This is a genomic window from Fibrobacter sp. UWP2 (genome assembly GCF_900141705.1).
In the GTDB taxonomy this organism is placed as follows: domain Bacteria; phylum Fibrobacterota; class Fibrobacteria; order Fibrobacterales; family Fibrobacteraceae; genus Fibrobacter.
The window spans coordinates 31,808-56,906 of record NZ_FQYM01000005.1 but is presented as its reverse complement, the minus strand read 5'-3'; the positions used below and the strand labels follow the sequence as shown (position 1 = coordinate 56,906).

Genomic DNA, 25,099 nt, shown 5'->3' with positions numbered 1-25,099 from the left:
TTTACTTAATGTCCGTGCGGATGAACTCGATACGACGGTTCTGCGCACGCCCTTCGGGGGTTTTGTTAGAAGCGACCGGCTTGGAATCACCCTTACCGCTCGTGACCATACGGCTTTCGGCAATGCCTTTTTCGACGAGGAAGTTCTTCACGGCAGCGGCGCGGTCAGCGGAGAGCTGCATGTTCTTTTCCTTGTCACCAACGTTGTCTGTATGGCCGACAATTTCAAATGTGGCTTCGGAGAAGGTTTCCATGATGTCGACCACCTTCATCAGGGAGATGTAGGAGTCTTGAGTAATGGTAGCCTTACCGGATTCAAAGTTCACGCCTTCGAGGACGAACACCTTCTTGGGCGGCTGCGGGACTTCGTCCGGGCATCCATCGTCATCCTTGAATTCGTTCAAAGTTTCGGACTGCTCGGGGCAGAGGTCAACGCCCTTACAAATGTGAGCGAAGTTGGCGAACATGGCCTTGGCTTCGACCCACGGATCGCAAAGACCATCGCGGTCGTTGTCCGGATCCGGGCAACCATCGTCGTCCTGGTAGCCGTCAAAGTCTTCGGCTTCTTCGGGGCAGTTGTCAACGCCCGTGCAAACAGAAGCGTACTTGTCGGAAACACCTTCTTCGGAAACCCACGGATCGCAGAGACCGTCAGCATCGGTATCGGGATTGCGGGTTTCTTCAACAACTTCTTCTTCCTTTGCCACTTCGGCAGTGGTAAGACCAATGTCGAGCTTGCCCTTGCCGCGCTTCACCATCGGCGAGGTGGACTGCGGGTAGAAGTTCGGCTTGGAGAGAGAGTAGTTGATGAACTTCGGATCGAGAGAAACGTTCGTGCGGTTCACCTTGATGAACTGGTTGAACGGATAGTAGTTCTTGTAGATGTTGTTGTACTCCACCTTCGTCTGACCAGCAGCAGGGTCAGCGAACACACCGTAGTAGTGGTTGTCCATGAAGATGTTGTTACGGGCGACCAGGTTGGTCGGTCCCTTCAACGCAAGGCCCGAATAGCCGTTGCGGAGAACAACGTTATGTTCGACGTACGCATCGAGCGACTTGGCGCCCCAAGCGAGGATGCCGGACCAGCGGTTGCCGTACACTACGTTGTTGCGGAGCCAGGGCAGCGAGATGAAGGCGCCGATACCCGTGCAGTGGTTGTCGATCACATAGCAGTGATGGATATAAGGAGCGGCGTTCTCGCAAAGGATACCTTCGAGACCGTTCCTCACTGTGAAGTGCGACATTTCGGCGCCCGATGTACCCATGACGGTCGGACCTCGACGGCCACCATCGATGATGGTAGTCAAGGGATCCTCGCCCTTAAGTACGACACCCATGATGAGGGTGATGTTTTCGTTATAAGTGCCGCGCGCTACCTTGATAGTATCGCCAGCATCGGCATTACCGAGAGCATCTGCAATCGTCGAGAAATCGCCTGGCACGCTGATATTTCTTGCCATGGCGGTTCCAGAAAGAAGCAAAGCCCCGGCCGTGATTAAGACCAGTTTCTTTAGGGTCATACTGCTACGTTTCTCCAATCATAGAACACATAAAAATCGTTGAACTTATAGTTTGCCAAAATTGACAAATCTAAACCCAAGTGGGAATATACCTTCAAAAACGGCATTAGTCAAACGTTTTTCGCAAAAAACGCCCGTTTTTTGCGGAAAAAAGAGTGATCCATGCCATCTATCAGGTTTTTAGACGTCAATTTGCAGGGGGAATGTTGGACTTTTCCTCCTCCTTCTTGGCGCCTTGGATAGATACACGGATTTCCTGACAGGTCTTTTTGATGTCCTGCAGAACCTTGCGAGCACGCGTTCCAGCGGACTTGTTGCCGCGTTCGAACTTTTCGTACTCACGCTTGAAGTTTTCAACTTCTTGATCGAGGTCGTTAACTATACTCATAAGCATATCTCCAAAAAAAGATGCTTTTTGGAAAATAAATAAAGTTTTTCGCAAAAAACAGCGATTTTGTAAAAACACTTTTACATTTAGATATTATTACACGTTTTTTGGCTTATCAACAGCTTATTAACAGCCAAAAAAGCCCCAAAGACGCTCCAAAGCCCTCTTGCCCGCCTCGCCCACGTCCTCGGAGAAGTCGTTCACGAACATTTTGATGTGCGAAACGATGACATTTTCATCGTCAATTTGTGCTTTTTGGGCGATAAACGGAGAAACAATATTGGCACGTTTTTTTGCGATGCGCAAACTCTCGCGAATTTCGGATTCGATTTGCGCGACAACGTTGTGAGGAACATCACACCGCGCAACCGCAATGCCAAGGGGAATCGGAGCCGACGTTTTCGCTTCCCAGTAGGCGCCCAGGTCTTGCAAAAGATGCAGTCCGTCGCGCTTCCAAGTAAAGCGGTGCTCGTGGATGGTGACCCCCTGCACGACCCGCCCCGAAAGGAGCCCTTGGTAGACTTCGTTAAAAAGGGCGTAGTCGAGTTTTGGAGTCCCGCCAAATTCGTTCTTGTACCAGAACTTGAACAGAAGCGCCGCCGTGGTGTTTTGTCCAGGGAGCGTGGTAAAGGCGGCGGGGTCAAACCCGTTTTCTTTGGACGAGAGCAGAAGTGGACCACAGCCATAACCAATGGCTCCGCCACAATCAAGGCACCGGTAGTTCCGCTTTACCTGCGGATAAATCTGTGCGCTCACCTTCGCCACGTCCAGTTCGCCACGCATGACCATCTCGTTCAAGGTCTGCACGTCGGCAAAGTGCACATCCCATTCGAAAGGCGAATTTTCTAGCCCGTGGATTAAAGCTTCATAGATAAAGGTGTCGTTTGGACAGGTGGAGATGCCGAGGGAAAGACGCATGGGTAATTGATGATTGATAATTGATAATGGATGATGGATAATTGGTGCGGGGGCGGGACGTTTATCGCGGGTCGAAGGATGTTTATCGCTGGCCGATGAATGTTTATCGCGGGTTAAAGGTTGTCCAGGACCCGTTCCTTGAGGGCGGCGAGGGCTTCGGGAATTTTCCAGGCAGAGGTGTCGCGGTCGGTCGCGATGTTGCTCACGGCGCGGAACTGGAAAACGGACGCACCGAACTTTTTGCAAACGGCAAAACAGGCGGCGCCTTCCATAGTTTCTACATCGGCGTTGAACATGCCCGAACGGCGAAGCGAGAGGTAGCGCGTGCCCGTGCAGGTGTTGACCGTGACGCCCACCACCGAACGAACGGAAGCCAGGCGCAACGGGAGCAAGCGGGGAGAATCGCCTTTGTAAATGACCGGTTCCCCAATAAGTTCGCCCCACGGGATAAAGTGGCCCTCGGCATTTTGCACGCCCATGTCGCCCACCACCTCGGTATCGACGCGGACCACCTCGCCAACCTGGATATCGCGACCTTCGTAGGCACCGCAAATACCCAGCATGATTACGCGCTCGTAGCGGTGCTTGCTCAACTGGGAAGCAAGATTCACAGAAAAATCAAGGACGCCCACACCGCAGACGGTCACATCGTAGAGCGCACCCACGGAAACAGGAGTCGACGCGGCGACCACCGCCGAGATTTGCGGGAAAAGTGTATTGAATTCCTGCTTGGAGGCAAATGCAACGAGAGTCTTGTTCACCCGGACCTCCTGAGGACCTTATTCCAGTTTTTCGATTTGGGACTGGAGTTCGGCTTCGAGTTCGGCGACGCGTTCCAGGCTCAGGTTCCACGGACGTTCGACCTCGCAGCGGGCGACGGCGACAGCAGTCGCCTTGACCAAGGCCTCCTCGAAGCCTAGACCCTCGCCATCGGCATAGAGCCAACCGGCAAAGAAGGAATCGCCGGCACCAATGTCGTTTTGCACCGTAATGGCGGGCGGCTGAAGCTGCATCCCCTGGAACTTCTTTTCGACCAGGCGGAAGGCGCGAACCGGCGAATCCTCGTCGGTCACCACTAGATTCTTGATGGGGAGGCGTTCGAGGACAGCGGTGGCGGTCATCTTCCAGAACTGCGGGCTCGAGGTCACCTGCGGGATTCCCAGGCGCGAGAGCAACTTGCAGTATTCCTTCAAGTTGATCTTGAGGAGTTCCACGCCCTTCTCGAGCCAGGCGTCAATGTCTTCGATAGCATCGATAAAGACGCGCTTGCCGGCAAAGTCGAACGCATTGATGCGGCTAACGTCAAAGCCCTGCGGGAACGAACCGCAAAGCGCCACGCACTGCGTGGAGGTCCAGTACTCGTTGAGGGTCTGGATAAAGTCTTCGTTCTCGGCCTCGGTAAGTATCGGGGACGGTTCAATGAGTTCCGTCGAATCACCCTCACAGGCGATGGTCGTGCAAATGCGGGTCGGTTCCTTGATCCACACCGGCGCCTGGTTCAAGCCGCATGCCGAGAGCTCATCAAAAATGCGGGAGCCGTAGTCGGCACCGAGAAAATGCATGAGCAAGGGGTTCCCGCCCAGGTGCTGCAGCACACGACCGCAGTTAATGCCCTTGCCCGAAGCGTATTCCTCGACCTTGGGGACGCGATGCACCTCCCCCGGCGTAAACTTGTCGAGGAAAAAAAGACGCTGCCAGGCGGGGTTCAGCCCGAGAATCAGAGTTTCTTGCGGCATGGTACTAGAAATTCACCTTGAAGAACTTGCGCTTGCCCACCTGGACCACCAGCTGGTCTGCGCCCTTGATTTCAATCTGGGACTGCGGATCGGCAAGCTTTTCGCCGCCAATCTTCACGCCGCCGTTCTGGACCATGCGGCGGGCTTCGCCTTTGCTTGCAAAGGCTTTGATTTCAACGAGCAGGTCCAGGGCACCGTAGGTGCCGGCCGCCACGCTGCATTCGGCAGCATCGCTCGGGATGGCGTTACCGCTGTGGATTTCGCGTTCCTTCGCTGCGGCGGCCTCGGCGGCGTCTGCGCCGTAATACTGAGTGACGATGTCGATGGCGAGGCGGTGCTTGGCATCGTTCGGGTTCATCTTGCCAGCGGCAATGTCTGCCATCATCTGCTTGATTTCTGCAAGCGGGATGTTGGTGAGAAGTTCGAACCAGTTCTCGACGATGCTGTCGGCGAGGCTGTAAATCTTGTGGTACATCACGTCGGCGGGCTCGTTCAGGCCCACGTAGTTGCCGATGGACTTACTCATCTTGACCTTGCCGTCGGTACCAAGGAGGATCGGCATGAAGAGGCCGATCTGCGGTTCCATGCCTTCGAAAAGCTGCAAGTCGCGACCGCGGAGCACGTTGAACTTCTGGTCGGTGCCACCGAGTTCCACGTCACTCTTGATGGCCACGGAATCGTAGCCCTGCATCATCGGGTACATGAACTCGTGCAGGCTGATGGGCGTGTTAGCTGTATAGCGGTTGTGGAAGTCCTCGCGTTCGAGCATCTGGGCCACGGTGAACTGACCCATGAGTTCGGTCACCTTGCTGAACGGGAGCTTACTGAACCATTCGCCGTTGTAGTGGATTTCCACCTGGTCGCGGCGGACGACCTTGAAGAACTGTTCCTGGTATTCCTTCGCATTCTCGAGCACCTGTTCATGGCTGAGGCGCGGGCGGGCCTTGTTGCGGCCGCTCGGGTCACCGATCTGTGCGGTGTAGTCACCCACGATGAGCACAACCGTGTGTCCCAAGTCCTGGAACTGGCGGAGCTTGCGCATCACGACCGTATGGCCGAAGTGCACGTCCGGGGCTGTCGGGTCAACACCCATCTTGATACGGAGCGGGACCCCGGTATCGTAGGACTTCTGGAGTTTCTTTTCGAGTTCTTCCTGCGGCACAACATCGATAACGCCGCGCATCAAAATATCAAGCTGTTCTTTTACAGGACGGAATTGCATAATTTTCTCAGTGGTTAAAAGTCCATGCAGAAGGAATGGATTATCATACGGGGTAAATATAGAAACAGACGAGAGATGAGAGACGAGAGACTTTTGGAATTGCCGGTATTTGCGCTATTCTACGACTCGGAGGATATTGTATTTTCCGCCATACATGTCACCCCAAAGGGCATAGAAAGCCCCCTGAGAATCCACAATCAAGTCGACATACCTGTCCTTGGTTCTGCAAGCTTCCTGAACCTTGAAGTCCTTTCCATTCCTCGAAGCAAAAACATACCTGTTGCCAACCGCAACCAAAGTTCCATTTGACACAACCATTGAAGCATCTGTCATTTCGGTTTCGGCTCGGTAATCTCCATTTACCAAATTTACGCGAGTCCAGTTCTTCAAGTCTTTTGAATAATACAGAAATCCACTTCCTCCCCATCCTACACTCGATACATACACATCCCCAATACGCGCAAGAGACCACCCTACACCTTCCATCATGTAAGTCGTATCCCAAGTAACCATATCCCTGGAATGAAGAAGCGCAGTTCTCCAACTCACATCAACCGCTTCACCAGCATTATTCAGGATTGGTTCATTGTAGTTAACTAAAACAAAGTGAGCAGTATCATTAGAGAAAGCATCATAAACTGAGTGAATCCCATCCGTAAAATCAAAAGCAATCGGATTCCAAACGGATGCATCCTCGGAATAATAGAGTTTGTCATTTTCACTTTTGTAGAAATACTTGTCATCACAGGTCAACCAAAAATCACTATGAATATCACCCTGGACAGAATCGCAAGTCCAATTTCTCGCATCTTCCGAATGGCATAACTCGCGGCCCTCGTTAGGAGCATAACCACCGGAGCGAACTAACGCCAGTTTGTCGCCTACAATACAAAGATTATGGCCTTCCTGCTTATATAAATAGTGTTCAAAGGCTGCATACTTTTGCCAGGAGGACGACCCGTTCTTTTTGACGTAAAAAGTATCTATGGCAGGATCATCTTCATGACCATAAAACCCTCGCATATTGAAATGACGGGGGATGGCAATCAGGTCATCGCCATAAAAACCAAAACTTATGATATTAAACGACGTATCCTGCTCAGTCGAAGATTCAAACTGGATGTTTTCGACCGGCTCACAAGACAGCGTCGGCGGTTCGACATATTCAACGAAGGTGTCTGCAACGGTTTCAGACGAGAGAATTTCTGAAGCCGACGATTGCTCTACATCAGGGGCATCGATATCAGAACTGTCCGAGGAATTGTCGGAACAAGCCGAGACAAAGAATGCCGCAAAGACAAAAGAGAAAAATAACTTGTACACATTATTCATCATTTTTTAATCAAATATAGTTCTTTATTTTCCAAAACCAGCGAGGTCTATGCCAAGCTGGTTGATCTTGTACGTTAAAATACGCGGAGTCGTAGAGAGGCTACGGGCGGCAGCGGCGACTTTTCCCTTAGAGCTCTTGAGGGCGTCGCAGATAATGTCCTTCTCGTAAGCCTCCACCATGAGTTTCAGGTTTCCGTTCACGGGAGTGCCGCTGGTTTCGGCGGTCTGGAGCGTAGTCGGGAAATGGTGCGGGTAGATGACGTCTTCGTCGGCCACAAGGACGGCGCGTTCAATGCCGTTTTCGAGTTCGCGCACGTTTCCGGGCCACGGGTAACTCATGAGCATGTTGATGGTGGTGCGGGCGAGGCGGCGCACGTTCTTGCCCACGATGCGGCAGTAATGCTCCACAAAGTGGTCCGCCAAAAGCACGATGTCTGTCTTGCGGTTCCTGAGCGGAGGCACGTAAATCGGGAAGATGTGCAGCTGGTAATAGAGATCTTCGCGGAAGGTTCCTTCTTCGACCATCTGCTGCAGGTTCTTGGTGGTGGCCGCAATCACGCGCACGTTCACCTTCTTGGGAATGCGGGCACCAATGCGTTCCACTTCGCCGTTCTGCAACAGGCGCAAGAGTTTCACCTGCAAGTTCGGAGAAAGTTCGCCCACTTCGTCAAGGAACAGCGTGCCGCCTTCGGCCTGTTCTACGCGGCCGGGAGTCTCGGCAAATACGCCCACGAGGGCTCCGCGCACGCTGCCGAACAGTTCGCGGTCCAATACCGATTCCGGCATGGAGGCGCAATGGACGCGAACGAACGGACCCATGTTGCGGTCGGAACGGTAATGGATGGCTTCGGCCACGAGCCCCTTGCCCGTACCCACCTCGCCTACAATCAATGCGGGCAGGGGGCTTTTCGAAACCTGGTCAATCTGCGCGTACACGCGCTGCATCTCGCTTGAACGCCCGATGATGTTGTCGGGCTGGAAACGGTCCTTGAGTTCCAAGGTCAAGCGTTCGTTTTCGGCCTTCAAAAGTTCGTTTTCTTCGCGGGCCTCGCGACGGAGCTTTACGGCAGCAGCAAGCATCTGCGCAATAATTTCTAACAAACGAAGTTTTTCAGGGAGTTCTTCTTCGACCGGGTTCTGCACGTCGGCACTGAAGGCGCCAATCACCTGATGTTCCATAATCACAGGCACGCAGAGGAACGCCTTGTCCTCGGTCTTGCCGCGTCCCGTGCGGTCCAGAAAATCCGGGTCCTTCGCCACGGAGGGAATGATAATTGGCCTGCCCGTTTCCACAACGCGGCCGGTAATGCCCTCGCCCACCTTGTAGCGACCCTTGCGCGCCTGACGGTTCGAAAGTCCTTCTGCAATTTCAATGGAGATTTCGCCCGTATGGCGGTTGTACAGGGTAAGTGTCGCATGCTCCACGCCCATCGTAGATTCTACCACTTCCAAAATCGGATGCGCAACGCTCTCGAAATCGAGCGTCTGGTTTAGAATGGAGCTGATCTTGTAGAGCAGTTCCAGTTCCTGGATTTTAGATTGCGACGTAGGCATATGTGAAATTTACTTAATCCGGTCGCCACAGAATTCCTGGCGGCCGCAATTTTTGCAGTGCGAGCCCATCCAGAGTGTGTCGAACTGTTCAATGGCGGGCTGCACGAGTTCGGGATCGTTGGTGAGGATACCCGCCTCGAAGTTGCGGCGCAAGCTGCTCTTCATGCCGATGCCCGCACCCGTCAAGTTCGCGGAGCCGATGTAGGCTGTTTCCAAGTCAAAAATCATCATCTTGAAATGCACCCGCGGGCACATGACGCGTTCAAGGTCGGTCGCTAGAATCTTGAAGCGGTCGAAGTCCTCGCGGAAGTTCGGGCCCGGCTCCTTCGCGTGAATGAGCCGCACGCCAACGCCACGCTTCAGGAGTGCGGCCAGTTGCCCGAGCAGGGGCATCGATTCGCCATCCTGCTTCACGTAGACATCCTTGATGTCGGCAGTACCGATCCACAACGTCTCGCGGACCTTCGCAATCCGCGAGATGACCTCGGAGTAATGTTCCTCGTTCTGGATATACTTAGTGAATGTGGGCACGGGAGTAAATATAAAGAAAATTTGAAAAAAAGAGATGCCCGGTCGAGCCGGGCATGACAATGCGGGTCTAGATCCTGCTCCTTCGAACCTAACGCAACTATGGGGCTAAAGCCCCAAGTCTTGTATATCGACTTCGAGGCTACGCCTCTCCTCCACAAAGAGGATAACTCAACTTTAGAACTAAAGTTCTTAGTTTCGTATAGCTCAGGATGACACTTCGTGTTACTCTGTGAGCCACAAAGCCCCAGACGTTAAGCTGGGGCGGTAGCGAGAGCGAGGCGAATGCGTAGGTTCTTTACCTACGATAGAGCCGAGCGGTCATTTAAGAGCTTCCTGAACCAGGGCGCTGGCGCGCTTCGCATCGAAGCGACCCTTGACCTTCGGGGAGAGTTCCTTCATGATCTTGCCCATGTCCTTGGGGCTAGAGGCTCCGGTGGCAGCCTTGATTTCGGCGATGAGGGCCTTGACTTCGTCTTCGCTCATTTCGGCGGGCATGTACTTGCGGTAGATGGCGATCACGGCCTCTTCGGCAGGGACCTTGTCCATGAATCCGCCCTTCTTCAAAATCTCGATGGATTCCTGCTTTTGCTTCACGCTCTTAGCGAGCACGTCGACGCACATTTCGTCGGTGATGGAGTCGGTGATTTGGGCCGGAGTCGCGCCGGACTTCATGGCCTCGTTCTTGATGTCGGAGTGGAGAGTACGGAGGGTGCTCAGGGTTTCGGCATCGTGCGCCTTCATGGCGGTCTTGATATCATCGAGAATCTTGGTAAGCAATGCACTGCTCATAGTGAACTCCTTTTGTCCATATACAACTAATGAGCCCCCGACAGGCTATGTCGGCGACCCATTCAAAAATATATAAAACCGAATTAGTAGAGACGCTTGCGGTTCTGGTCAGCAATCTCTTTGAGACGCTTGCGACGGGCAGCCGTTTCAATGCGCTTCTTTTCTTCGGAAGGCTTTTCGAAGCGCTGACGCTTCTTGACATCGGAAATGATGCCATTCTTTTCGCAAGACTTGGTGAAACGCTTGAGTGCGCGTTCGAAAGGTTCGTTGGACTTAACAATAACGCCGATCACGATATTCCTTTGGTTAAAATTTCATTTGGAGCCCAAATATATTTAACTCTCGGTTTTTCGTCAAGGGGCACACAATCGGGGCAAAAAAAGCGACCAGAGAAGGCAAAACGACCTCCTTCGGCTCAGTTTTCCACGTTTTTGGTCCAATTTTTGCACTTTTTTTCTTTATAACTTGCGGGTTGTCAAAGACTTATGTATATTTTTCTATAAACAAGGCAAATTTTATTCATAAAATTGGCGTTTTAACGATAACCTGGAGATCTTAATGAAATCGCTTTCGGTTCTTTCCATTAGCGCATTAGCTCTTACCTGTGCCGTCTATACGGCATGCAGCAAGGCAGAAGAAGACGTCGTCCCCCAAATGGACGCAAAACCAGCCGCTAAGGTCGAAAAGGAAGCGGCTCCCGCTCCGGCAGCCGACGAACCCGAACTGGTTCCTATCCAGTCCCTCTCTGGCGACAAGAAAGAGGACGCTCCGGCAGCCGGAGAAGCAAAATCCGCCGCGGCACCGGTTTCGAGCGACATCAAACCCCTCGAAGACGGCTCCTACGTAATCCAAGTCAGCATCCAGCCCTCCAAAAAGGCTGCCGATGGTATTGTCAAGAAACTCGCCGAGCAGAACATCGAAGCCTACGTGGCCGAAGTTGAAAACCCGGGCGAACTCGAAGGCACGTACTACCGCGTTCGCGTGGGCTACTTCTCCTCTGTCAAAATGGCCCAAGACTACGGTACCCAAGTTCTCTCTCCGCTGAACTTCCCCTGGTGGGTTGACAACAGCAACAACGACTCGGTCGGCAACCCGGGTGGTGACGAAGGCGAAAGCTACAACAACTCCAGCACCACCTATTACGCCCCTGCCGAAGAAACTCCGGCAGAACCGGCTCCCGCCGCTGAACCGGCACCCGCAGTTCAAGCCGCACCGGAACCGGCCCCGCAACCGGAACCCGCTCCGCAGGCAGCTCCTGCTGCAGAACCGGCTCCTGCCCCCGCAGCACCGGCCGCTCCCGCCGCCAATGTCGTGGACGACTGGGAATAAGTGAAACGCACAAAGCTTTAAAAAGAGCCCTCCGGGGCTCTTTTTTTCGTGTCCCCGTTTTTCTAAATTTGCAAACATGCCTACAAAGAAGCCCAAAGTTTTCGTTGTCCACTTAGGATGCGCCAAGAACCAGGTCGACGCGGAGAACCTCGTCGGCGAGATGCTGCACGCGGGCTTTGCCACCTGCGACAGTGCGGCAAAGGCAGATTACATTTTGGTCAACACCTGCGGGTTCATTGAAGCCGCCAAGGAAGAATCCATCAACGCGATTCTCGCACAAATTAACGGCAAAAAAAAGAAGCAGAAACTGATTGTTTCGGGGTGCCTTTCGGGCCGTTACGGCAAGGAACTTGAAAAGGAACTGCCCGAAGTGGATTACTGGGTGGGCACGTACAAGCCGGGCGAACTTTTGAAGAAGATGGGCTTTGTCGCCCCGAAGGGCTGTGAGGCAGAGAACCTCGCCCGCATGAACTTGGGCGGGTTCAAGCACCATGCCTACCTGAAGATTGCCGAGGGCTGCAACCGGCGGTGCGCCTACTGCGCCATCCCGCTGATTCGCGGCAAACAGGTTTCCCGCCCCATCGAAGACATTGTGGCCGAGGCGAAGGAACTGGAAAAGCAGGGCGTCAAAGAAATCACCTTGATTGCACAGGACACCACTTACTTTGGTCGTGAAAAAGGGAAAAAAGGCGGCACGCTAGCCCAACTTTTGAAAGCGATTCTCGACAACACGAACATCCCGTGGATACGCACGCTGTACTGGTACCCCATGTTTGTGGACGACGAACTTTTGGACCTGATGGCAAACGAGCCCAGACTCGTGAAGTACGTGGACATGCCTATCCAGCACGCCAGCGACAACGTGCTCAAGAACATGAAGCGGAACTACCGCAAAAAAGAACTCGTGGACATTTTGCACAAGATCCGCGAGCGCATCCCGGGAGTAATGCTCCGCACGACCGTGCTTGTCGGGTTTCCCGGCGAGACGCACGAGGATTTCGAGGAACTGATGGAACTGCTGCAGGACATCCAGTTCGACCACCTGGGCGGATTCGTGTTCAGCCCCGAAGAGGGCACGCCCGTGATGGAGATGGACTTGCCCGCCGTGGACGAGAGCGAGGCCCGCGCAAGGCTCGACGCGGTGACCGACCTGCAAGAAGAAATCGACGCGGAACACGCCGAATCGATGATTGGGAAGACCGTCCGGATCATCATCGACCAGGTGGCCGAAGAAAGCGAATACCACTTCTACGGGCGTACCGAAGGCAACTCGATGGAGAACGACGACATCGTGAAGGTACTCGAGGGCGATGCCGACGTGGGCGAATTCCGCGATGCGCTGGTGGTGGACGCCGAACCGCACGAACTCATCGTCAAATTGCTATAAAGTTTTATATATTTGGCAAACTATCTGCCCGTGTATCACAATGGATAGTGTCCCTCCCTCCGAAGGAGGTTATTCCGGTTCGATTCCGGACATGGGTATTAATCCTAGCCCTATTTCTAATTCCGGATGAAAATTTCCCGTTGCCCATCGATCTTCAAGATGACCGGATGGCGAGGAAGAGTGACATTCTGTTCCAATTTTCCGCTCTGGAGCGTCTGTCCGTTCAAGTCGAACATAAAATAATGCTTGCCCTGCAATTCCGGGGGAATTTGGATTAGGCCATTCATAAAAACAATTTGACAATGAGAAACGGAACTTGATTGAGGTAAAGGAGCCGCTTCACAGGATTGTTCCATCCACTGATTAATTTGTTTTGACAAACCAATATAGTCCGGTGTAGCGCGAAAAAATTGTGAACTGAATTCCCCGCTGTTATCCTCTTCAGTAAAATACTCATTCATAGCCTTAACCAAAGGCGTTACTACGGAATCGGCCTCTTCATAGGATAAACTTAACATTCCACACCGCTGCCAATGCAGAAATTCATCTCTAAAAATATCGCCGGGCAGAAAAGTCGAAGCGTCGAGAACTACAACGCTAAGCATTTGCGAATATGAATCTTGTCTCCGATATAAAAAAGCGTTATTTGAATCCAAAAAACTTCGCTTTGATTCCTTTTGCTCGCAATTATATCCATCTTCAAGAAAGTAAGAAACCTCCCCATTAACCAAAGTGGGAAAACCATGGAGAAAAGCCCCTCCATCATTATTATACCATATAGAGCTATCCAAAAACTCTACAATTTCTCCGACGTATTGATTATTACAGACGGCAATAACATCTGCCACAAATAAAAACGATAGCGAAAACAGCAGTTTTTTCATAAGCAGCCTTCTTTACTTCTTAAAAAAATTTCTGAATCTAGCACATATTCTGTTTTTTCATTTGAATATGTCGGATTGAATGGGACATTGTGCAAATCAGTAACTTGGTGTACCACAATTTCTTTGGCATAAACCTGGCCGTACATACTCTTTTTTTGCGTTTGCCCTAAAACTACCGCAGCATCCGGTGCAATTATCGTCCCGAACCAATTCGCGTTTATAAATATCCTTCGATCTCCATAATAAAATAGTCTAAAATTCTCAGCCAAATCTTTAGGTTCAAATTTGGGATATACGGGAAAAGAGCTATTCCATATCATATTCCTTTTCACATAAAGGTTACTTTCGTAAAGAGGTTTAGGGAAGATTAACGACCCGGCATCCAGTTGCAAATATCCTATGTAAACGTTCCCGGCTGGGAAATACACAACACCGCCAGATTCAACTTTCAACTCTTTTAAGTGAGCTCCATCATCCAAGTAACAGGTGTCACCCCGCTGCACAACCAGAACGGAATCACCCTCGTCAAACACGGGCAGGTTTATGTTCAATTTCCAAGGCCAATGTTTCGGATCTTTGTATTGAACAATCGTAGCTTTTTCATCCTGGCGGTCCGCTCTTAGTTTTTCGTCTCCGTAGAAATTCACAAAAAATGTATTCGCTCTGTTACTTTGAATAAAAACATTATTTTTTGAGTGTACCAAGGCTCCGGATGTATTTACACCTAACGTTACGCCATAATTAAAGACTGTATCTTCTGAGGCATACACACATGGAACGCTATATTGTCCAATGCAAGTACATCCGTCGTTTACTCTTAGTCGCTCTCTTGCATATAAGACAACATCTTCAGGAAGTTCATTTTCTTCCAGCGAAACAGCACCAAGGAAATCATAATTGTATGGATTGGGATCAACTCCATCTAGTAGTGAATCCCCGTCGGAATCTTTGTCCAGTTCGGCCCGCAGGCCGTCCCCATCCACATCAGCCATATACTCGCTTTCAATCCCCGCAATCACCTGCATTTGATTTAAATCAAACGGTCCCGGGTATGCAGAATTCAAGTTCAACCGGCTCTTTTCCAGAATAGTGTACGAATAGATTTCATCCTTGTCGTCCACGCCGTCTCCATCGGAATCCTGCGGGTCAACACCGACACAATAGTCCGGGTCGTATGCGGGCAAGCCCGAACAGGTATGAAATCGTTCGATTTCGTCGAAATCGGTGAGACCATCCCCATCGGAATCTTTCCATTCCGTCCACGTATTGTACATATCGTATTTTACAACGCCCAGAGTGGAATCCATGTTGCGAACATTATCAAGTGGTTCAATTACAAAATAAGAACCTATTGTCTGCAAAAAAGATTCGTCAAACAGACCGTAACTGCCGTAATTGTCTGTGTTTACGTATCTAAAAAAAGTTTCTTCCTCGCTTTCAACATATCCATCAATAAGCATATAGTGTCCTTCGCCGCTTTCCCAATTCATCTGAATAAGCAATATATTATTTCCATCGATATAATTTTTTGCATTTTCTGATATTAGCGGATTTTTTAATTTACTTCCCATTGAATAGGATTTTGTTGAGTCAAGAACTTGCTGTATGTCATATTCAGATATGCCAGATGCAGCATTTATTAAAAAAAGAAAAACATTTATCCGTTCTACGGCCGATTTTTTCTTATGAAAAATTATCTCGTCCAAAGAAAGCGTTCCCCCATAAAAGGCATTGAGTTTTTTTAGGGCAATCGCCCAACAGACATCAGATTCCAATTCATCCAGTCCTGGGTGATTCAAATGAGGCCTGTCCCATTCTCTCAAATCAGCATATTCCCCATACCCTACAACAAGCATAGGAGTGTCCTTTCGACCGGAAACCGAAGGTACGCCGAGATACTTTTGCTTTGTAATATGAAGCGAATGGAAATCCGCCACGGTCAAAGGATTGTAGTTGATTACATTATTATTTTTTTGCGACAATGCCTCTGAGGAGCCAGCTTGTACATTCCATAAATAATTCCCCGGGCTCAGCTGAACAGCCTTTCGAAGTCCATACAATTCTTCTTGATAAACTTTTTCAGAATCCAGAGAGAGAATCGTCAATCTGTATTTTTCCGCATCGGGAACGTAATGCCATGCAAAAGAGACTGAATCTCCAGGATTGATAAGTATTTTCGTATCGGGGACCAACGTAAGCGGGTTCGCTTCAGATGTTTTTGGAAATGCGCCGCCAAACGGCGTACCATAAGCAAGGGAGTCCCCGACGTACACTGTCACATTTGCATTCAACCCGAAGACAACGTTGCCTGTATAGCTGTAGTTCCCCGACTTGTCATACGGGAGCCAGTCGCCTCCATGGATGCCGAAGCACATGCCAGCTTCATAGGGGAATACTCCTACAGGGAGTACATCCACACTTACGGTCAAAGCGAGGGTTTCCGAATCCACTGTGTCAACAGACACCGCATTCCCAGCGGAATCATACACGTCGACAGCCAGACCATTCCGGATGTAGTACTTGATTTTCACGTTCCTCAAGTCGAGAGGTCCGTCGTTCACCACCCGCAAGCGAAGAACCTCCATGTTCGCCGACGCGGCCTGTTCGTCCTTCGTCTCCACGGAAAGAGCGAAAGACGCACTCGAAAATGCAACCAGGGCGAAAAAAAATGAACTTTTTAAACAAGATAAGTGACCCCAAACAAATTAATCACTTTAATATATATATGTATATGCAGGAAAGCAAGTAAAATGTTTATTTACATCACCAGCATCGCGCTATCGGCGGCTAAAACGGTGATGCAGGCGATGGCGGCGACGACAACAAGGCCGCGGCCCAAAAGAGACGCAATAACCGCCGTCACGAGGGCGAGCACACCGGAAATTATGTTATCTGTAGCGTAGAATATGGCGGGCACCGTCATGGCAGAGAGCACCGTGTACGGGATGTATGCCAAAAACGATTTCCAGAACGGGCTGGTGATTTCGCCCTTGAGCAAAATGAACGGGATGGCGCGCAAGAGGTACGTAACGCCCGACATGACCGCCAGGTACAAAAAATACGTCTTGAGATCCATCAGGAGGCCTCCGGCTTGGTGGCCACGTGCTTGTCGTGGACAGGAAACAGGAACGCACACACCAGCGACGCAAGCACGGCACAAATGATAATCGCAAACCCCACAGAAACCCCGCTCAACGCGGGAACATACTTGAACATAAGGCTCAACGCTATGGCGATGGCGACCGCGATGAAGGTCGGTCGGCTGTGCTTCATGGGAGGGACGACAATCGCGACAAACATGCCGTACAGCGCGACGCCAAGGGCGTTTGTCACCATGGGCGGGAGAATCTCTCCGCAAACACCGCCACAAAGCGTCCCCGACGACCAGCCGATATACGGGAGTACCATGAGCCCCAAAAAATAAAGCGCGTTCACCTTCGACTTTTGCCCCATGGCGACGGCGTAAATTTCGTCAGTGATGCCAGTCGCCAAAAGCAGACGCTTGAAAGTGCCAAAATTGCCATCGACCTTTTGTGATAGCGAAACCGCCATCAGCGAATAACGAAGGTTGATGAAAAAAGAAGCGATGGCCATCTCGACGAGCGTCCCCGCGGCATCCGCCATAATTTGAAGGCCGGCAAACTGCCCCGCTGAAGTCAAGTTGGTCATCGAAATGAGGGTGACGAGCGGCCAGCTGAGGAACTTCGCCCCCGCGATACCGAACGAAAAAGAGACGGCAAAATAGCCAAGGCCTATCGGCAAACCGTCTTTTATTCCCTTATTAAAAATCATGGGCCAAATATAAATATGACCCACGACCCCGTCAGTGCAAATATGCAAATATACGCACTACACAACTAGCGAACGGCAATTCGGGCCGTTTTAGCAACCGCATTCGCCGTGTAACGAACCAGGTAATTCCCCTTGGGAAGGACGTTCAAATCGAACTGGACCTCCCCTAACAAAGAATTGGCGACAAATTCCTTTACAAAGTGTCCCATGAGATCGAACACCTGGATATTGATTGTGCCGCGAACACCAAGAATCGAGAGCGTATTGCGCGCATAGCTAAAGCCCAACTTGTCGAGAGTCGCCACGGGCATGCACATGGGAGGTTCCTCGGCACTCGAAGAAGATTCCGGCAGCACGCTACTCGAGGACGTTACAGTCTCTTCGCTGGACGAGGACTGCGGCGGCTCTTCGCTGCTGCTGGAGACCAACGCAAGCACAGTCAACTTCAGCTCGATACGTTCTCCGTTAACAGTGAACTTTTCCGTCACAAGGCCCTCCAAGTAGAAGAATTCCGGAACCTTGCCAAAAATCGTCAACGTCCCGTTGGACACTACGGCATCCAGGAAGTAAGCCATGTAGCTATCGCGCGTGAAAGACTTGACTCCTGTTACAGTAATCAAATCGATTTCCGCCCCCTTCGCCACAGACTGTTCCAGGTTCCCGATGATCTTGTATTCCACTGGAGCGACACTAGAACTGGACGGCGCGACGCTCGAACTGGAGGGAATTACGCTGGAACTCGAAGGCGCAACGCTAGAGCTGGACTTTGCCGACGAGCTCGAAGAAAGTATAACGCTGCTGGAGGAAGAACGAACGATACTCGACGACGACTGCTGAACAGAGCTAGAACTAAATGCAATCGAAGAACTGGACGGCGCGATGCTCGAACTTGAGGGAGTTACGCTGGAACTCGACGGCGCAACGCTAGAGCTGGAACGCGCAACACTCGATGACGACGGGACAAACGGTTTGGTAGACCACCCCACGCAACGGACATCATCGACGGAGAGGAAATTCTTTTTCGGCTGCGTCCCCTTCATATCACCCTTGACTTCCCACGTGAACTTGGTGACATTCTTTTTGTTGAGGGTGACTTCGTCAGCCCACGAGGGCTGATTCAGCATGTCCCACGAAAGAGTGACCATGGTCCAGGAATCCGCGTCGCTCTTGACCACTTGGTGGTAGCCGTAATCGATAACGCCCGTGGTCTCCACTTTGAAATTATGGCCAGCGCCCTTGTACTTGTACGAGATGGTGTTACAGGCCGAGAGGTCGTAAGCGGACTCATTGGCGTTGAACTTGACACCCAAGGCGACATAAGGTTCGTATTCATTGCCCCCCTGACTCAGCCTTATTCCCGTCATGCCAGCCATGTTCCTGGATTCATTGTCGGCGGTAAGAACAACGTCATAGCCGTCTTCGCCGTTGCGATCCTTGACCTTGGCGTTGCTGATGGTGGACGCCCCATTATCGGCGGCATCCGTATAAGCGTACCAAATGCCCCCCGTAAAAGCAAGGCTGTCCCCGTCCTCAAAATCGTCTATGTAGTCGGTGTAACCCGCGGGCAGAACAACACTCGAACTAGAAGCAATCGAAGAGCTAGAGCTCGGCGAAGAACCAGAGCACGGCTTGTACGACGTCGAGAGCTTGGCGAACACATTCTCGTTCACCCACTTGCCGCTGTTAGAGTAGTTCCAGGCGCTGCCGCTAAAATAAGAGGCGCCCTCGTTCTTGTTCGATACAGCCCAGTTCGCCCCAGAGAGTTTGTGCTGGTTCATCCAGTCAACCCACCCAGAAGCGTTGCCGCTCACGGCGCCATCGCCATCGGCATTGACAGTCCCCCACTCGGAGACGAACACCGGGAGGCCGCTGTTCATGGCAGAAACGGCCTGCGAGCCCTCGCGGCCCAAAGAATGACTGCCGGCATAAAAGTGGAACGTATAGGCGATGTTCTTTTGACTGTCGGTCACCTCGTTGTTGACGGCGTATTCGGGATGCTGGTCCCAACTGGGGTTGCCGACCAAAATCAGGTTGTCGGAATACTGACGGATTGTCTTGACCACGTCGTTGGCATACGACTTGATCTCGTTCCAGCTCTGGTCCGTGGGCTCGTTGAAAATCTCAAAAATCACGTTGTCGTACTTGCCCCACTTTTGCGCCATCTCGCTAAAGAAGGTCTTGGCGTTATCCACACTGTTGGTCGCCTTGTGGGAATGGTAGTCGATGATGACATAGATGTCGTTGTCGATTGCCGCCTGCACCACGGTGTTCATAAGGCCCTGGTAGTAGCCCTTGTTTGAGAAATAATTGCCCGAGCCCCAGTTCTCGTCGACGCCCATGGGCGCGCGAATCAACTGGATGTTTTGACGGGAGACCAGGCCCGAAATATAGTCGGCGGTCCAGAACGGAGAACCCACATCGCTCGAGATGCTCCAGAAAAGGCTCATGCCCTGCACCTGCACTTCGTTGCCCGATGTGGAATACGACGGGCAACTGCCATAAATGCGACCCTGCCCGTTGTTGTTCTTGCCAGCCTGTAGCTGACCGTACTGACTCACCGGTCCCACACGGTTCGCCGCGAAAGCTGTGGTGGCCAAGAGAGCCATTCCCAAAGCAATCAATTTTTTCATAGGTAAAACCTCACACATTCCAATACCCCCCAAAAATAATTTCAGTCCGCTTTTTTTCCACGTGATACAGAACACCCTTGTGTTTTTTGTGGACACGGGGGTATACAAAAATGGTCTGGATGTAAAAAAACACCCCGCTTTTTGCGGGGTGCCGAAAGTCAGCTCGAATATGCGCTAACAACTAGTTTTCGTTGTTGTGCATTTCCATCTGTTCGCGGTCCATCGTGTGCTGCAGGTATTCCTTGAAGTCACGGTCGATGTTCACGCCATCAAAATCGAGATCGTCGTTTTCCAACACGAACACGGCAGACGGGTTATCGAGCCAGCCGACCACGTCCACGCCTTCGAGTTTCATGGACTTGTCGCCAGCAGCCTGTGCAACGTATTCAATCTTGGACTTTTCGACCCAGCCTTGACCGCAGTTGCCCTTCACGAGCACGTCGGTATCGGCTTCCTTAACAATCGTGAGTTCGTCGTTAAAGCCGGCGGTGCAAACCACAGATCCACCACCCTTTTCCTTGGTGAGATCGACGTCGCCAATCTTGGACTTGACCTTCTTAGCAGCGAAGGACGAAGCGACCAATACAGCAAGGGCGACAAACATAACCTTTTTAATCATTTTCATAACATTCCTCAAAACAAGGGAAAATATTCAACAATGCATAAGGAATATACCTTTTATTTTTGCCTTTTGTTGAAATTTCTTTTAAATTTTTACGCTATGAAGAAGATTTTTGCGATTTTTATTGTTTTGGTGGTTCTAATTTCGTTTTTTTGCGTTTTTCAGGCAAAAAAACGCATAAATGCGCCCTCCGTCAACTCCGAAACCGTTCTTTTGGAGGTTCCTAAGGGGAGTTCTGCCGCCAAAGTATCTCAAATTTTACAGGAAAAGGGAGTCTGGACCGACGACCTCGCCTTCAAACTGTGGTGCAAGCTCAACCCGCCCTCGCTCAAGGCAGGCTGGTTCGAAATACCGCCCCACCAAAAACTGGAAAGCATCATCGGCATCATCGAGAGCGGCAAGAACGCCGTACGCAAGGTGACCATCCCCGAGGGTCGGGCCTCGTGGGAAATTCCCGCCTACCTCAAAAAGGCGTTTCCAAGCCTGGACGAAGACCGCTGGAACAAACTCGTCCAGGACCCGAAGTTCACCGCCTCCCTCGGGGTCGACGCGAAGTCGCTCGAGGGCTACCTCCTCCCCGACACCTACCCCTTCCCCATTGACGCCAACGAAGAGACCATCCTCAAGCAGATGGTGGCTGCTAACCTGAAACTCCGCGACGAACTGCAGGAAATGCCCGGCGAGTCGATGTGGAAAACCTTGGGCAACTGGCACCGCGTGTTGACCCTCGCAAGCGTCGTCGAAGAAGAGACCGGCAAGGCAGACGAGCGCCCGCTGATCTCGGGCGTGTTCCACAACCGTCTGCGCATTGGCATGCCGCTGGGGGCGGACCCCACGGTGAGGTTCATCTTCAGGAACTTGACCGGACCCATCTACAAGAGCCAGTTGAACAGCGACAGCCCGTACAACACCCGCAAGTTCAAGGGACTGATGCCCGGCCCCATCTCGAACCCGGGCCGCAAGGCCATTGAGGCTGCGCTGCACCCCGCCGAGACCAAGGCGCTGTATTTTGTGGCAAAGGACGACGGGTCGGGGACGCACTTCTTTAGCAGCACGCTTACTGACCACAACAAGTACAAGGATGTCGCCGCCAAGAATCGCGGCGAATAGCGACCGGTCAGAACTCGTAGTTGCCGATACGGATAAAGTAACGGTAATTCTTAAACTTGCTCAAGTCGTCAAACGTATCGGAATCCACCGTACGAGTCAAGCCCGCATAGGCCGTGATGGACTTGTACGCAAAACGGAGGGCTGGTTCAAAAATGAACTTGTCGGCACCGAGCTTTGCCGACTCGTTTTCTTCGAAGTCACGCACATAGGCTCCAAAGAGCCAAGCGCCCACAACGCCATAGTGCACACCTGCATTGGCGCGGAGCAAGCCGTAATGGTGCGAAGCCAGGTCGGGATTGTACCACTCCGTGCTCCACGGCGTAGCGCGAATACGCTGACGGAACGTGTTGTCTAGCGCCTTGATTTCAAACGTGTCCGGGTAAACGTAGCCGTGGCCTTCTTCATGGTAAATGTTCAATCCACCCGCGGCAGCCACGTTGAACGTAAAGAAGTCCGTGGGCGAATGGGAATAGCGAGCCTCGACGCTGGACCGCCAGTAAATGGGAATGCCATCGTACATGTCGAGATCCAAACCTATCGACTGCAACCCAAGTTCACCCGTCACGGCAAACCCCTCGGCGGCAAACCAACTGTCGTTTTCGCCAGAGCGCAGTTCATATCGGACGCTAGGCGACACCGGGTAGGTGTTAACCTTATGCTTTGTGTAGGTCGTCGGATTCAGTTCGTATGTGCGGTTGCCAAACATAAAGTCGAGCGAGACCTTTTGCAAATCGGTCATTTGGTAATCGACAGTCATGTGAAGGTCGCTGCGTTCTTCCGAAAGAATCCGCCATGCCAAATCGACGTTGCCTGCATAGGATTTTAACGGTTGCAAATGCATTAGGTCGTAGCCAAAAAGGAAGGACCAATGTTTGTTCCACAGGCGAGAGATCATTATGCGCGGCGTAAACCCGTATGTTTCTCCGCCCCAAAATCCCGAGAGGGTTGCTTCAATTTCCATTTGGTCGACATAGGCCATGGAGACTCCCGCATAGGCGTTGGGACCAAGAGCGTTTGAGCCAAATCCACCGGCAAAAACATCGAACGTCGGGTGGACCGAAGCGTTCACCCACAAGTCGCCCGTAGGTAGCATCTGGAATTCCACAGAATCGTAGGCGGGTTCAGCCATCAAGGCGTTTGCAAAATTCTCTGGAGCAAGCATTCCCGTGTCTTGCGGGTTCCAGTATGTTTTTACGGGAGACTGTTGCTCTGCAGACAAACTATCTAGCACAGGATTAAACTTGAACCAGGGCATGGACGTTCTCTTTTTTGCTGCGTAGTCCACCTTGCGCGGGAACAAGCGGGCGGCCTCACTCAAACGGCGTTCCATGGCAGAGAATCCCGCTTGGATCCATGTTTTGCGGGCGGTATCCAATACCGTGTGCGCACGGATAATCACTCCCGGCTGCGTGCCCAAGTTTTGCAGTTCACGGTCAGCCAAAGCCTTTTGCCATGGAGAATTCCATGGAGAGTTGGACGCGTTCTGCGTAATGGGTGCCGCCACCGAGATCATCGGGAATTCAGCCATGTTGTCTTCGGCAGGGACCGCGCTGTAAGGGCAAAGTTCTGTAGACGCTCCGTTTTCTTTTAATGGAATCGTCTTGAAAACATCATCTGCCGAATTGGAGAGCCGACCGTCACAATCCTTAACATTGAACGGAATGATGAACCCCGCCGGCTGGCGGTAGAGAGATTCCTGCAAGCGGAGCTTAGCCAAGGACCGCCGGATGAGCGCAGAATCGGGCTCAAGCGGTTTCACATTGCGGCGGAGCGTTCCATTGGTATCTGCCGCAACCGTAAAGCGGTGGCGCAGACTCGGCAGTCCGTTGACAGATACCGGGAAATCGAACACACGTTCCTTTGTTTTGTAAAGGTCGTCAAACTCATTGTGGCCCACGTACTCGATTACGTACGAATCCAGCAAAATACGCTGGATGTCGTCGAGCGGGAGGCCCTTTGCCCAAAGGAAACCGATGTAGGCTCCCCACGAAGTGCCCACAATGGAATCGACCGGGATGGAATAGCTTTCGATAGCGTAGAGCACGCCCAGGTGGAACCACGGCGAATGCTCCCCGCCACCCAGGTAAAGAACTGATTTTAATGCCGAAGCGCTTGCAGGCTGCGGCGGCGGAGAGGGCTGTTGAGCCGCCGTTGCTGAAGGTTGTTGAGGAGCCGTTGTTGATGGCTGTTGAGCCGCAGGCGCCGCCGAATCCGGAGCCGCCGAAAGCGATTGCAGCAAAAGGAGCGACGAGTCGGGAGGCGTCGCATTGGGCGCGACCGACGCATTTTGCGCAGACACTAGCGAAAACGCCACCGCCAAAGCAGCAGCCGTTTTCGCACTAAAAAGTTTAGCCAAGGCGTGCCGTATTAGAAGCATACCTACCTGCTTCTTCGCGAGTCACGTAACCCGCACGAACGAGTTCAGCCAAACAGTCGTCCATCAGGAGCATGCCCTCCGAGGCGGACGCCGCAATTACAGAAGGCAACTTGAAGAAGTCGCCACTACGGATAAACAAAGCCGCATTCTGCGTGTTGTAAAGGATTTCCCAGGCGGGAACCGCACCTGCGTTTTCGCCGGCACCCTGCAACAAGCGCTGGACCACAATGGTCTTTAATGCCGCCGTGAGCATAGTGCGTGCCAAGTTGCGGTCTTCGGGCGCCACTGCCGAGAGCAAGGCGTCAAGGACGCCAACGGAGTTGCCCGCGGTCACGGTGCAAACCACCAGAGCGCCCGACTCGGCCGCACGGAGCATGGGAATCAGGTTTTCGCTGTTGAAGTCGCCCATCCAAAAGAGATCGCAACCGCAACGGAGTGCCTGCAACATTTTTTCGGCAACGGAACCGTTCGAGTTCTCGAACACCAGACTTTCGCCCGTGCGAATGGGGAATTCCTTCGCCGTATCCAAAAAGCAGGCACGCATCATGCGGGATTCGCAAAGAGCGTTCACATAGGAGGTTGCCGTCATGGTTTTGCCAGAGCAGGCGGGACCGGCGAACACTACCAGGCCAGAACTCATGCCGAGCAAGTTCGCCATGGTCTGCGGGGCACCCAAGTCCGCAAAGTTGGGGCACTCGGCCATGAGCGGGCGGAACACTGCCGAGTTACCGAGCGCTTCACGGAAATAACGCACGCGCCACTTGGTGCCAGCCCATGGGCCGCCAATCAGCGAGCCGGATTCGCCTTCAACGGAACCCAAAAATTCGCGAAGGGCACCAAACCCCACCGCCGGAGCGTCGGGAATACGGCAGACCTTGCCAGCCAAACGAACCGCAGAAGGGGCGCCTTCGGCAACAATCAGTTCGCTACCGCCAATGTTCATCACGTAATCCAACAGGGATTCAATTTCTGTAGCCAT

22 protein-coding genes and 1 tRNA gene are annotated in these 25,099 nt (G+C 52.1%); 4 read left to right on the top strand and 19 right to left on the bottom strand.

The genetic code is table 11. The annotated features are described in order from the left end of the window. Position 1 precedes the first annotated feature (1 nt). The 11 genes from BUB55_RS04305 to rpsU form a co-directional block, all read right to left on the bottom strand. Positions 2-1,459 (bottom strand): OmpA family protein, encoded by a 1,458-nt coding sequence (locus tag BUB55_RS04305; RefSeq protein WP_234971794.1) that lies wholly within the window; start codon positions 1,457-1,459, stop codon positions 2-4. Positions 1,460-1,706: 247 nt separating this feature from the next. Next, positions 1,707-1,907, bottom strand: coding sequence for a hypothetical protein (locus BUB55_RS04300; RefSeq protein ID WP_073188652.1), 201 nt, complete (start codon positions 1,905-1,907; stop codon positions 1,707-1,709). 126 nt (positions 1,908-2,033) lie between these two features. Then, positions 2,034-2,825: a 1,4-dihydroxy-6-naphthoate synthase gene (locus BUB55_RS04295; RefSeq protein ID WP_073188534.1), complete on the bottom strand. Its 792-nt coding sequence runs from the start codon at positions 2,823-2,825 to the stop codon at positions 2,034-2,036. Positions 2,826-2,938: 113 nt separating this feature from the next. Further along, the gene (mqnB, locus tag BUB55_RS04290) at positions 2,939-3,586 is read right to left on the bottom strand and encodes a futalosine hydrolase (protein WP_073188532.1); all 648 of its coding nucleotides are present in this window, start codon (positions 3,584-3,586) and stop codon (positions 2,939-2,941) included. Positions 3,587-3,604: 18 nt separating this feature from the next. Then, entirely contained in the window at positions 3,605-4,561 is a 957-nt protein-coding gene (locus BUB55_RS04285) for a 1-phosphofructokinase family hexose kinase (RefSeq protein WP_073188530.1), read from the bottom strand. 4 nt (positions 4,562-4,565) lie between these two features. Further along, the gene (gene tyrS, locus BUB55_RS04280) at positions 4,566-5,783 is read right to left on the bottom strand and encodes a tyrosine--tRNA ligase (protein ID WP_073188528.1); all 1,218 of its coding nucleotides are present in this window, start codon (positions 5,781-5,783) and stop codon (positions 4,566-4,568) included. 114 nt (positions 5,784-5,897) lie between these two features. Next, positions 5,898-7,118 (bottom strand): hypothetical protein, encoded by a 1,221-nt coding sequence (locus tag BUB55_RS04275; RefSeq protein ID WP_073188526.1) that lies wholly within the window; start codon positions 7,116-7,118, stop codon positions 5,898-5,900. Positions 7,119-7,139: 21 nt separating this feature from the next. After that, complete coding sequence (locus BUB55_RS04270) at positions 7,140-8,669, bottom strand: sigma-54 interaction domain-containing protein (RefSeq protein WP_073188524.1); 1,530 nt, start codon at positions 8,667-8,669, stop codon at positions 7,140-7,142. 9 nt (positions 8,670-8,678) lie between these two features. Beyond that, positions 8,679-9,200: a phospholipase D family protein gene (locus BUB55_RS04265; protein WP_073188522.1), complete on the bottom strand. Its 522-nt coding sequence runs from the start codon at positions 9,198-9,200 to the stop codon at positions 8,679-8,681. Between the two features lie 318 nt (positions 9,201-9,518). Beyond that, positions 9,519-9,989 carry a GatB/YqeY domain-containing protein gene (locus BUB55_RS04260; RefSeq protein WP_073188520.1) on the bottom strand — a complete coding sequence of 157 codons (471 nt, stop codon included), beginning with the start codon at positions 9,987-9,989 and terminating at the stop codon, positions 9,519-9,521. An 83-nt stretch (positions 9,990-10,072) separates the two neighbouring features. Beyond that, positions 10,073-10,282 (bottom strand): 30S ribosomal protein S21, encoded by a 210-nt coding sequence (rpsU, locus tag BUB55_RS04255; RefSeq protein ID WP_014546541.1) that lies wholly within the window; start codon positions 10,280-10,282, stop codon positions 10,073-10,075. Between the two features lie 265 nt (positions 10,283-10,547). Between rpsU and BUB55_RS04250 the strand changes: the two genes are divergently transcribed. The 3 genes from BUB55_RS04250 to BUB55_RS04240 all read left to right on the top strand — a co-directional run bounded on the left by BUB55_RS04250 (position 10,548) and on the right by BUB55_RS04240 (position 12,803). Continuing rightward, positions 10,548-11,318 (top strand): SPOR domain-containing protein, encoded by a 771-nt coding sequence (locus tag BUB55_RS04250; protein ID WP_073188518.1) that lies wholly within the window; start codon positions 10,548-10,550, stop codon positions 11,316-11,318. Positions 11,319-11,394: 76 nt separating this feature from the next. Beyond that, positions 11,395-12,705, top strand: coding sequence for a 30S ribosomal protein S12 methylthiotransferase RimO (rimO, locus tag BUB55_RS04245; protein WP_073188516.1), 1,311 nt, complete (start codon positions 11,395-11,397; stop codon positions 12,703-12,705). A gap of 26 nt (positions 12,706-12,731) precedes the next feature. Beyond that, positions 12,732-12,803 (top strand) — tRNA-Arg (locus tag BUB55_RS04240). 18 nt (positions 12,804-12,821) lie between these two features. Here BUB55_RS04240 and BUB55_RS04235 read toward each other — a convergent pair. From BUB55_RS04235 to BUB55_RS04210, 6 genes are all read right to left on the bottom strand, one after another. After that, positions 12,822-13,589: a hypothetical protein gene (locus BUB55_RS04235; RefSeq protein ID WP_073188514.1), complete on the bottom strand. Its 768-nt coding sequence runs from the start codon at positions 13,587-13,589 to the stop codon at positions 12,822-12,824. Continuing rightward, positions 13,586-16,120 carry a hypothetical protein gene (locus BUB55_RS04230; protein WP_143152895.1) on the bottom strand — a complete coding sequence of 845 codons (2,535 nt, stop codon included), beginning with the start codon at positions 16,118-16,120 and terminating at the stop codon, positions 13,586-13,588. Before BUB55_RS04230 ends, BUB55_RS04235 begins: the two co-directional genes overlap by 4 nt. A gap of 227 nt (positions 16,121-16,347) precedes the next feature. Next, positions 16,348-16,665 (bottom strand): AzlD domain-containing protein, encoded by a 318-nt coding sequence (locus tag BUB55_RS04225; RefSeq protein WP_073188510.1) that lies wholly within the window; start codon positions 16,663-16,665, stop codon positions 16,348-16,350. Beyond that, the gene (locus BUB55_RS04220; protein ID WP_073188508.1) at positions 16,665-17,381 is read right to left on the bottom strand and encodes an AzlC family ABC transporter permease; all 717 of its coding nucleotides are present in this window, start codon (positions 17,379-17,381) and stop codon (positions 16,665-16,667) included. The genes BUB55_RS04225 and BUB55_RS04220 overlap by 1 nt, the downstream gene beginning before the upstream one ends. 65 nt (positions 17,382-17,446) lie before the next feature. Beyond that, positions 17,447-20,011: a cellulase family glycosylhydrolase gene (locus BUB55_RS04215; protein WP_159431926.1), complete on the bottom strand. Its 2,565-nt coding sequence runs from the start codon at positions 20,009-20,011 to the stop codon at positions 17,447-17,449. Between the two features lie 181 nt (positions 20,012-20,192). Continuing rightward, positions 20,193-20,636, bottom strand: a complete 444-nt coding sequence (locus BUB55_RS04210) for a hypothetical protein (protein ID WP_073188504.1) — start codon at positions 20,634-20,636, stop codon at positions 20,193-20,195. A gap of 96 nt (positions 20,637-20,732) precedes the next feature. Between BUB55_RS04210 and mltG the strand changes: the two genes are divergently transcribed. Continuing rightward, complete coding sequence (gene mltG / locus BUB55_RS04205; protein WP_234971793.1) at positions 20,733-21,743, top strand: endolytic transglycosylase MltG; 1,011 nt, start codon at positions 20,733-20,735, stop codon at positions 21,741-21,743. A 7-nt stretch (positions 21,744-21,750) separates the two neighbouring features. Here mltG and BUB55_RS04200 read toward each other — a convergent pair whose 3' ends face one another. Further along, on the bottom strand, positions 21,751-24,120 hold the full coding sequence (locus BUB55_RS04200; protein ID WP_143152894.1) for a patatin-like phospholipase family protein: 2,370 nt from the start codon (positions 24,118-24,120) through the stop codon (positions 21,751-21,753). Continuing rightward, positions 24,092-25,099, bottom strand: coding sequence for an ATPase, T2SS/T4P/T4SS family (locus tag BUB55_RS04190; protein WP_073188497.1), 1,008 nt, complete (start codon positions 25,097-25,099; stop codon positions 24,092-24,094). Before BUB55_RS04190 ends, BUB55_RS04200 begins: the two co-directional genes overlap by 29 nt.

Excerpts from the sequence above, each read along its gene's own strand:
- BUB55_RS04260 (WP_073188520.1), bottom strand. The coding sequence starts at position 9,989 with ATGAGCAGTGCATTGCTTACCAAGATTCTCGATGATATCAAGACCGCC.
- rimO (WP_073188516.1), top strand. The coding sequence starts at position 11,395 with ATGCCTACAAAGAAGCCCAAAGTTTTCGTTGTCCACTTAGGATGCGCC.
- BUB55_RS04250 (WP_073188518.1), top strand. The coding sequence starts at position 10,548 with ATGAAATCGCTTTCGGTTCTTTCCATTAGCGCATTAGCTCTTACCTGT.
- BUB55_RS04200 (WP_143152894.1), bottom strand. The coding sequence starts at position 24,120 with ATGCTTCTAATACGGCACGCCTTGGCTAAACTTTTTAGTGCGAAAACG.
- BUB55_RS04190 (WP_073188497.1), bottom strand. The coding sequence starts at position 25,099 with ATGGCTACAGAAATTGAATCCCTGTTGGATTACGTGATGAACATTGGC.
- BUB55_RS04270 (WP_073188524.1), bottom strand. The coding sequence starts at position 8,669 with ATGCCTACGTCGCAATCTAAAATCCAGGAACTGGAACTGCTCTACAAG.
- BUB55_RS04275 (WP_073188526.1), bottom strand. The coding sequence starts at position 7,118 with ATGATGAATAATGTGTACAAGTTATTTTTCTCTTTTGTCTTTGCGGCA.
- mltG (WP_234971793.1), top strand. The coding sequence starts at position 20,733 with ATGAAGAAGATTTTTGCGATTTTTATTGTTTTGGTGGTTCTAATTTCG.
- BUB55_RS04220 (WP_073188508.1), bottom strand. The coding sequence starts at position 17,381 with ATGATTTTTAATAAGGGAATAAAAGACGGTTTGCCGATAGGCCTTGGC.
- BUB55_RS04295 (WP_073188534.1), bottom strand. The coding sequence starts at position 2,825 with ATGCGTCTTTCCCTCGGCATCTCCACCTGTCCAAACGACACCTTTATC.
- BUB55_RS04225 (WP_073188510.1), bottom strand. The coding sequence starts at position 16,665 with ATGGATCTCAAGACGTATTTTTTGTACCTGGCGGTCATGTCGGGCGTT.
- BUB55_RS04235 (WP_073188514.1), bottom strand. The coding sequence starts at position 13,589 with ATGAAAAAACTGCTGTTTTCGCTATCGTTTTTATTTGTGGCAGATGTT.
- BUB55_RS04215 (WP_159431926.1), bottom strand. The coding sequence starts at position 20,011 with ATGAAAAAATTGATTGCTTTGGGAATGGCTCTCTTGGCCACCACAGCT.
- tyrS (WP_073188528.1), bottom strand. The coding sequence starts at position 5,783 with ATGCAATTCCGTCCTGTAAAAGAACAGCTTGATATTTTGATGCGCGGC.
- BUB55_RS04210 (WP_073188504.1), bottom strand. The coding sequence starts at position 20,636 with ATGAAAATGATTAAAAAGGTTATGTTTGTCGCCCTTGCTGTATTGGTC.
- BUB55_RS04305 (WP_234971794.1), bottom strand. The coding sequence starts at position 1,459 with ATGGCAAGAAATATCAGCGTGCCAGGCGATTTCTCGACGATTGCAGAT.
- BUB55_RS04285 (WP_073188530.1), bottom strand. The coding sequence starts at position 4,561 with ATGCCGCAAGAAACTCTGATTCTCGGGCTGAACCCCGCCTGGCAGCGT.
- BUB55_RS04300 (WP_073188652.1), bottom strand. The coding sequence starts at position 1,907 with ATGAGTATAGTTAACGACCTCGATCAAGAAGTTGAAAACTTCAAGCGT.